Genomic DNA, 7,881 nt, shown 5'->3' on the forward strand with positions numbered 1-7,881 from the left:
GAGACCGGGATGTTCTCGCGCTACAAGAAAGCCTCGCTGAAGGAAGCCGACCCGGCCCCGGCGGCACGATCCGCCGATGCGGTGCCTGCCGCGCTCAAGGCCTCCATGCGCAAGCCGCAGCCGGCGCGCCCCGCCGAGGTGGCGGCGGATGACCGTGACAAGAAGCGCAAGGAACGGCTGGGCGACATCAAGCTGGAACTGCACCGGGCGCTTCTGGACAACCTGAACCTTGCCGCCATCGATCAGGCCTCTGATGCCGACCTGCGCGAGGAAATCGCCGCCATCGCGGCGGAATCCCTGCAGGACAAGGGCATCGTGCTGAACCGAGAGGAACGCGCGACGCTCAATCAGGAGCTTTACGACGAGGTGAAGGGCCTTGGCCCGCTGGAAACGCTGCTGAAGGATGACAGCGTCTCCGACATTCTGGTGAACGGCCCGCATCAGATCTTCATCGAACGCGACGGCAAGCTGACCCTGTCGGACGTGACCTTCAAGGATGAACGCCACCTGATGCGGATCATCGACAAGATCGTGTCCGCCGTGGGCCGCCGCGTCGATGAATCCAACCCCTATGTCGATGCGCGTCTGGCCGACGGGTCGCGCTTCAACGCCATGGTCCCCCCCATCGCGGTGGATGGCTCGCTGGTGTCGATCCGGAAGTTCAAGAAGGACAAGCTGGGCATCGACGACCTGATCGCCTTCGGCGCCTTTTCCGAGGAGATGGCGGTCTATCTGCAGGCGGCGGTGGCCACGCGGCTCAACGTCATCGTGTCGGGCGGCACCGGCTCGGGCAAGACCACCACGCTCAACGCGCTGTCCTCCTTCATCGACGACAGCGAGCGGATCCTGACCATCGAGGATACGGCGGAACTGCAGCTGCAGCAAAGCCATGTGGGCCGCATGGAAAGCCGCCCCCCCAATGTGGAGGGCAAGGGCGCCGTCACCCCGCGCGACTGTCTGAAAAACGCGCTGCGGATGCGCCCGGACCGGATCATCGTCGGCGAAACCCGCGGCGAAGAGGTCATCGACATGCTGCAGGCGATGAATACCGGCCATGACGGGTCGATGACCACAATCCACGCCAACAACCCGCGCGACGGCATCTCGCGTCTGGAAAACATGATCGCCATGGCGGGCGTGGAAATGCCGCTGAAGGCCATGCGCAGCCAGATCGCCAGCGCCGTCAACCTGATCGTGCAGGCCTCGCGTCTGCAGGACGGATCCCGCCGCATGACCTCCATCACCGAAATCACCGGGATGGAAGGCGACGTGATCTCCATGCAGGAAATCTTTCGCTTCCAGCGCGTCGGCCTGACCCCGGAGAACAAGATCATCGGCCATTTCACCGCCACCGGCGTGCGCAGCCATTTCTCCGAACGCTTCAAGATGTGGGGCTTCGACATTCCGCCTTCGATCTACGAACCCTTCCGTCCGGAGTAACGCCCCATGCTTTCCGCAGAACCGATCATCTACGGCCTGATCTTTCTGGGCGTGCTCGTGCTGGTCGAAGGTGTCTATCTGGTGGCCTTCGGCAAGTCGATCAGCCTCAACAGCCGGGTGAACCGGCGGCTGGAGATGCTGAACAAGTCCACCAGCCGCGAAGAGGTTCTGGCCAAGCTCCGCAAGGAGATGGACCAGCATCTGGAAAGCCGGGGCGTGCCGCTTTATTCGCTGCTGGCGGACCGGGCGCAGAAGGCGGCGATCGCCTTTACCCCCAACCAGCTGCTGATGATGATGGCGGCGGTCAGCGTCTTCGCGTTTCTTGGTCTGACCATGGCCACGGAAACCAGCCTGCCGGTGCGGCTGGTGATGGGCCTGGGCATCGGCGTCGGCGGCGTGTTCATGTGGGTGAACCACAAGGCGAAAAAGCGGCTGGCGCTGATCGAGGAACAGCTGCCCGATGCCGTGGAGCTGATGGTGCGCAGCCTGCGCGTGGGCTATCCGTTCAGTTCCGCCATCGCCATCGTGTCCAAGGAGATCAAGGATCCGCTTGCCACCGAATTCGGCGTGATCGCGGACGAGGCGACTTATGGCCGCGACATCGGCGAAAGCCTGAAACACATGGCCGAACGGCTGGACATGCAGGATCTGCGCTTTCTCGCCGTGGCGGTGACCATCCAGCAGCAGTCGGGCGGCAACCTTGCCGAAATCCTTGACGGGCTGGCCAAGGTGATCCGCGCCCGCTTCCGCCTGTTCCGCAGGGTCAAGGCCATCACCGCCGAGGCGCAGTGGTCCGGCAAGTTCCTGTCCGGCTTTCCGGTGGCGGTGCTGCTGGCGATCCAGATCTTCGATCCGCATTACTACGACGAGGTGCTGGACCATCCGTGGTTCATTCCGGCCTGCTTCATCGTCGCGATCTTTCTTGCCGCGAACCTGTTCGTGATGCGCATTCTCGTCAACATCAAGGTCTGAAAGGCGTCTTCCGATGATCGACCAGCTGAACACGCTCGTGACCGGGCTTCTGGGGCCCGCCGGGCCGCTGATGGTGGTGGCGGGGCTGGCCTTTGTGCTGATCCTTGCCAGCATCCCCCTGATGCTGAACCAGAAACCCGACCCCATGGACAAGCTGCGCGAGACCGCGAAGCAGAAGGTCGATTCCGAAACCCGCGCCATCCTGCGCGACAAGCGCCGCAACGCCAAGCTGAACAAATACGCCCAGTATCTGGAGCCCAAAAGCGCCGAGGAACTGGGACAGGTGCGGCTGCGGCTGCTGCAGGCGGGCTATCGCAGCCGCGATGCGGTGCGGCTTTACTATCTGGCGCAGGTGGTGCTGGGCGTGGGCCTGCTGACGGCGGGCGTGGTCTATTACCTGATGTTCAAGGCCACCCCCGATGCCACCATGCAGCAGAAGATGTTCTACATGATCGGGCCGGGCGCCGTGGGTTACATGGCGCCGAAATACTGGATCACCCGCCGCGTCGAAGAGCGGCGCGAACAGATCACCCAAGGTTTCCCCGACGCGCTGGACATGCTGCTGGTCTGCGTCGAGGCCGGGCAGTCGCTGGACCAGTCCATCGTCCGGGTGGCGCGGGAACTGCGCGCCTCCTATCCGGCGCTGGCCGATGAATTCCAGATCATCAGCCACGAGATGAAGGCGGGCAAGGACAAGACGCAGGTGCTCAACGACATGGGAGAGCGCTGCGGCGTGCAGGATGTCGCCTCCTTCGTGACCGTGCTCAATCAGGCCGCCAGTTTCGGCACCTCGATCGCCGACGCGCTGCGCATCTATGCGGCGGAAATGCGTGACAAAAGGGTCATGCGTGCCGAAGAAAAGGCAAACAAGCTGCCGACAAAGATGACGCTGACCACTATGATCTTCACGGTGCCGCCGCTGCTCATCATTCTTGTCGGGCCGTCGATCGTGAGCATCGCCAATCTGGGATCCATGTCACCGAATTAGGACCAAATGCGCCGGGGATCACTGCTGTTACTGCTGCTGCCGCTGCTGGCCGCCTGCTCTGCGGGCGGCCTTGGCTCTGATGCGCGGCTGCGCCCCGATCCCGCCACCCCCTATGCGCCCGCCCTTGATCCGCGCGGCGAGGCGGTGGACGGGCTGCTGGTGGGGCACCGGCTGATGCAGGCCGGGCAGTATGATCTGGCGCTGGATGCCTTCCTGCGGGCCGCAGGTGATCAGGGCCTGACGCCCGAGGTGCTGACGGCGCTGGGATCGGCCAATCTGGCGCTGGGGCGGCTCAACCAGTCCGAACGCCTGCTGCGCCGCGCGGTGGAAGACGCGCCCGACTGGCCAGAGGCGTGGAACAATCTGGGCGTGGTGCTGATGGAGCGCGGTCAGGTGCCGGAAGCGGCGGCGATCTTCCGGCGGGCCTATGGGCTCGACAATGGCGAAAGTGACGCAATCCGCGACAATCTGCGCTTGGCGCTCGCAAAAATGGAAAACCCCGGCTATGATGACCCGCAAGGGCAAGACTACAAGCTGGTGCGCCGGGGTAGCGGGACTTATCTGATCCGTCGCGCCATGTGACGAGGCAAGTGCAGTAAAAGGACGCAAAAATGCGCCACCCCATCCTTGGACTCCTCTGCGTGGCAGGGGTCATCGGGCTGTCCGCCTGTGACAGATCCATCGACAAGGACGCGGTTGACCGGGAGTTTGCCGGGGTGAACGCGCTGGAGGGCGCAGGGCTGAGCGAGCTGATGCTGACCGCCGCCGACCCCGCCGAAGCAGTCACCTATTTCCAGCGCAGCGCCGCCGAACAGCCCGAACGGCTGGATTTCATGCGCGGACTGGCCGCCTCGCTGGTCAAGGCGCGGCGCAACAGCGAAGCCGCCATCGCCTGGGCCAAGGTGGTGGAGCATCCGGACTCCACCAGCGATGACCGGGTCGAACTGGCCGATGCGCTGATCCGCAACAATGACTGGGCGCGGGCCGAACAGGTGCTCGACGCCATCCCCCCCACTCACGAGACCTTCAAACGCTACCGGCTGGAGGCGATGATCGCCGACGGCAATCAGGAATGGCAGAAGGCCGACAGCTTTTACGAGGTGGCGGTGGGGCTGACCAACACCCCCGCCACCATCCTCAACAACTGGGGCTTTTCCAAGCTCAGCCGGGGCGACCATACCGAGGCGGAACAGCTGTTCACCGATGCCATCCGGCAGGAACCCTCGCTGTTCACCGCCAAGAACAACCTCGTTCTGGCCCGGGGCGCGCAGGGCAACTACACCCTGCCCGTGATGACCATGACCCAGATCGAACGCGCCGAACTGCTGCAGACGCTCGGGCTTGCGGCGGTGAAACGCGGCGATGTCGAGATCGGCAAGGGCCTGCTGCGCGACGCGCTGGAAACCCATCCGCAGCATTTCGAGGCCGCCGCCCGGTCGCTTGAGGCGCTGGACGGCAGCGTCACCAACTGAGGGGGCGGCCCATGCTGGACATTCCCGCCCATGCCGCCAGCTGGTATGCGCCCTTCGTGCTGCCGCTCTGTCTTTACGTCTGCTACACCGACATGAAATGGATGCGGATCACCAACCGCACCGTGGTGGCGCTGGCGCTGGTCTTTGCTGTGGCGGGCTATCTGCTGCTGCCGCTCGAGTCCTATCTGTGGCGCTATGTGCATCTGGGCGTGGTGCTGGTGGCGGGGATCGCGCTGAACGCCGGGGGGGTGCTGGGCGCGGGGGATGCCAAATTCGCCGCCGCCGCCGCCCCTTTCGTGCATCTGGCCGACCTGCGCTTCCTGATGGCGCTGTTTGCCGCCAACCTGCTTGCCGCCTTTGTCACCCACCGGCTGGCCCGTGCCACGCCGCTGCGCCGTCTGGCGCCGGACTGGAAAAGCTGGTCCAGCGGCACGCGCTTTCCCATGGGGCTGGCGCTGGGGGGCACGCTGGCGCTCTATCTCGTGCTGGGCATGATCTACGGCAAGTGACGCCGCGCCGCGCTTTTCCCCGCGCCCGGCCCATCTGTTGCCACATTGCTGGGCTTTGCTGGGCAAAAGCCGCAGGTTCCGCAGCAAGGCCCCGCCGACATGACCCTAGACCCCCGCGCCGTCATGGCGCCGCCCCCGCCGAAACGTCTGGAAGACATGCGGCTGCCGCAGATCATGATGCGCGACATCGTGCTGAAGACGCTGTTCCGCAAGACCACCAACACCGTGACCAGTCTGGCCCGCGCCATCTGCCTGCCCACGGTGATCACGCAGGAACTGATCGACCTTGCCCGCTCGCACAGCCTGCTGGAGGCGATGGGCACGCTCAGCGCCGCCTCCAACGGCGAGATGAGCTATCAGCTGACCGAAAGCGGCAAGGCCCGCGCGCTGGATGCGCTGAGCCAGTCGGAATATTTCGGCCCGATGCCGGTGCCGCTGGAGGTCTATCGCGATCAGGTCGCCCGCCAGTCCATCCGCAACCTGCAGGTGACCCGCGACCAGCTTCTGGGCGCGATGGGGCATCTGGTGCTGCCCGAAGATCTGATCTCGCATCTGGGCCCCGCCGTCAGCGCCGGGCGGTCAATCCTGATGTATGGCCCGCCGGGCAACGGCAAATCCTCCATCTCCAACGGCATCCGCGACGCGATGGGTGACCGGATTTATGTGCCGCGCGCCATCGAATATTCCGGACAGGTCATCACCGTCTATGACCCCATCGTGCATTCCGCCGCCGAGACCGAGGAGGACGACCCCACCCGCCTGCGCCGCAGCACCCGCTTTGACACGCGCTACGTGCTCTGCCAGCGCCCCACCGTCATCACCGGGGGGGAGCTGTCGCTGTCGATGCTGGATCTGGTCTACAACCCCACCGCGCGCACCTATCAGGCCCCTCTGCAGCTCAAATCCACCGGCGGCATCTTCATCGTCGACGATCTTGGCCGTCAGGCCGAACCGCCGCAGAAACTGGTCAACCGCTGGATCGTGCCGCTGGAGGAATCCAAGGACATCCTGTCGCTGCAGTCGGGCGAAAAATTCGAGGTGCCCTTCGACACGCTGGTGATCTTTTCCACCAACTTCCACCCCAACGAGATCTTCGATCAGGCGGCGCTGCGGCGGATCTTCTTCAAGATCAAGATCGACGGGCCCAGCCAGCAGGATTTCCTCAAGATCTTCGCCATGGTGGCGCGCAGGAAAAAGATGCAGCTTGACGAGGCGTCGCTGCTTTACCTGCTGAAATCGAAGTACCCGACCATCGGCAACGTCTATGCCAATTACCAGCCGGTCTTCCTGATCGAGCAGATGATCGCCGTCTGCAATTTCGAAGGCTGGCCCTATCGCATGACCCCTGACCTCGTCGACCGGGCGTGGTCCAACATGTTCGTGCGCAACGAACATATCGTCAAATAAGCGCCGAACGGGGCTGCGCATTTTTCCTGCTCCCGGCGCGCATTTTCCTGCTTGACCTCCCCCCGGCGCTCCCATATTCAGCGCGCACTCTCTGGCGGAGTAGCTCAGTTGGTTAGAGCAGCGGAATCATAATCCGCGTGTCGGGGGTTCGAGTCCCTCCTCCGCTACCATTCCCCCCTGTCTCGATCCGGCCGCCCCTGCGGCATTCCGCGCGCCCCGGCGGGCGGGCTTGCCCTGCCCCGTGCCGCGGCCTAGCTTTCGGGGGGTGCCCATCCGAAAGCCTGTCATGCCCCGCCCTGTCGCCGCCCTGCGCGTGTTCTGGTTCAGCGTCGGCGCCCTTGCGCTGCTGCTGGGGGCCATCGGCGTGGTGCTGCCGGTGCTGCCCACCACGCCCTTCGTGATCCTCGCCGCCTTCGCCTTTGGCCGCTCCAGCCCGGCGCTGCAGCGGCGGCTGGAACAGAGCCGGACCTTCGGCCCGATGATCGCCGACTGGCGCGCCCATGGCGCCATCGCGCCGAAATACAAGGCGATGGCCCTGACCATGATGGCCGCAGCCCTGGGGCTGAGCGTGGCCATGGGGCTGGCGCTGCACCTGCTCGCGATACAGGCGATCTGCATCGCCGGGGCCGCAACCTTCATCCTGACCCGCCCCAACGGCCCACAGCCCCACCGCCACGACTGACGCCGCACAGCAGACAGCACGACCGCATCGCCCCATAGGGGCAACTGAACCGACCTGAAAAGGAGAAGTGGTGCACCCGACAGAACAACGCTAAACCAAGTTAAGACAATAGCTTGCGGGGCAATGTTCCAAAATGTGGTACCTATGGAAATCAATAAGTTACGGACAGCGTTCCAACTGAAAAGGCCGCGATGGCCAAGGGCGATGACGATGCAGCGTATACCTACCTCCTCATGCGAGGCGCGGACAACGGCTTTGGAGGCCGTTCGAAGTTGCTGTGTTACACCAGAAAACTTCCAACTCAGATACATCCGGCTCTAAGCCCCTCAACAAGTTGCGGCGCTTTTGCCAAACACTTGACCTTGAGGCCCTGGAACTTGGCGATTCGCTACTTTCGTGCGAGCAATGTTG

At 64.1% G+C, this 7,881-nt stretch carries 8 protein-coding genes and 1 tRNA gene; all 9 read left to right on the forward strand.

All coding sequences use genetic code 11. The features are described from left to right. The first annotated feature begins 9 nt into the window (after positions 1-9). The 9 genes from BLR51_RS05125 (at position 10) to BLR51_RS05165 (ending at position 7,470) form a co-directional block, all read left to right on the forward strand. Entirely contained in the window at positions 10-1,440 is a 1,431-nt protein-coding gene (locus BLR51_RS05125; RefSeq protein ID WP_089844606.1) for a TadA family conjugal transfer-associated ATPase, read from the forward strand. Positions 1,441-1,446: 6 nt separating this feature from the next. After that, positions 1,447-2,412: a type II secretion system F family protein gene (locus BLR51_RS05130; protein ID WP_089844608.1), complete on the forward strand. Its 966-nt coding sequence runs from the start codon at positions 1,447-1,449 to the stop codon at positions 2,410-2,412. A gap of 13 nt (positions 2,413-2,425) precedes the next feature. Continuing rightward, a complete protein-coding gene (locus BLR51_RS05135; RefSeq protein ID WP_089844610.1) occupies positions 2,426-3,400 on the forward strand; it encodes a type II secretion system F family protein in 975 nt (324 codons plus the stop codon). 6 nt (positions 3,401-3,406) lie between these two features. After that, positions 3,407-3,982, forward strand: a complete 576-nt coding sequence (locus BLR51_RS05140; RefSeq protein WP_089844612.1) for a tetratricopeptide repeat protein — start codon at positions 3,407-3,409, stop codon at positions 3,980-3,982. A 29-nt stretch (positions 3,983-4,011) separates the two neighbouring features. Further along, positions 4,012-4,872, forward strand: a complete 861-nt coding sequence (locus tag BLR51_RS05145; RefSeq protein ID WP_089844614.1) for a tetratricopeptide repeat protein — start codon at positions 4,012-4,014, stop codon at positions 4,870-4,872. Between the two features lie 11 nt (positions 4,873-4,883). Continuing rightward, complete coding sequence (locus BLR51_RS05150) at positions 4,884-5,381, forward strand: prepilin peptidase (RefSeq protein ID WP_207543552.1); 498 nt, start codon at positions 4,884-4,886, stop codon at positions 5,379-5,381. 99 nt (positions 5,382-5,480) lie between these two features. After that, the gene (locus BLR51_RS05155) at positions 5,481-6,788 is read left to right on the forward strand and encodes a DUF8689 domain-containing protein (protein ID WP_089844616.1); all 1,308 of its coding nucleotides are present in this window, start codon (positions 5,481-5,483) and stop codon (positions 6,786-6,788) included. A 93-nt stretch (positions 6,789-6,881) separates the two neighbouring features. Continuing rightward, positions 6,882-6,958: transfer RNA gene (locus BLR51_RS05160), tRNA-Met, on the forward strand. 116 nt (positions 6,959-7,074) lie between these two features. Continuing rightward, on the forward strand, positions 7,075-7,470 hold the full coding sequence (locus BLR51_RS05165) for a YbaN family protein (protein WP_089844618.1): 396 nt from the start codon (positions 7,075-7,077) through the stop codon (positions 7,468-7,470). Positions 7,471-7,881: the final 411 nt, after the last annotated feature.

It is taken from the genome of Salipiger marinus (assembly GCF_900100085.1).
In the GTDB taxonomy this organism is placed as follows: Bacteria; Pseudomonadota; Alphaproteobacteria; order Rhodobacterales; family Rhodobacteraceae; genus Salipiger; species Salipiger marinus.

Bases quoted from the DNA above. Each gene is read 5' to 3' on its own strand.
- BLR51_RS05125 (WP_089844606.1), top strand. From the start codon at position 10: ATGTTCTCGCGCTACAAGAAAGCCTCGCTGAAGGAAGCCGACCCGGCC.
- BLR51_RS05130 (WP_089844608.1), top strand. From the start codon at position 1,447: ATGCTTTCCGCAGAACCGATCATCTACGGCCTGATCTTTCTGGGCGTG.
- BLR51_RS05135 (WP_089844610.1), top strand. From the start codon at position 2,426: ATGATCGACCAGCTGAACACGCTCGTGACCGGGCTTCTGGGGCCCGCC.
- BLR51_RS05140 (WP_089844612.1), top strand. From the start codon at position 3,407: ATGCGCCGGGGATCACTGCTGTTACTGCTGCTGCCGCTGCTGGCCGCC.
- BLR51_RS05145 (WP_089844614.1), top strand. From the start codon at position 4,012: ATGCGCCACCCCATCCTTGGACTCCTCTGCGTGGCAGGGGTCATCGGG.
- BLR51_RS05150 (WP_207543552.1), top strand. From the start codon at position 4,884: ATGCTGGACATTCCCGCCCATGCCGCCAGCTGGTATGCGCCCTTCGTG.
- BLR51_RS05155 (WP_089844616.1), top strand. From the start codon at position 5,481: ATGACCCTAGACCCCCGCGCCGTCATGGCGCCGCCCCCGCCGAAACGT.
- BLR51_RS05165 (WP_089844618.1), top strand. From the start codon at position 7,075: ATGCCCCGCCCTGTCGCCGCCCTGCGCGTGTTCTGGTTCAGCGTCGGC.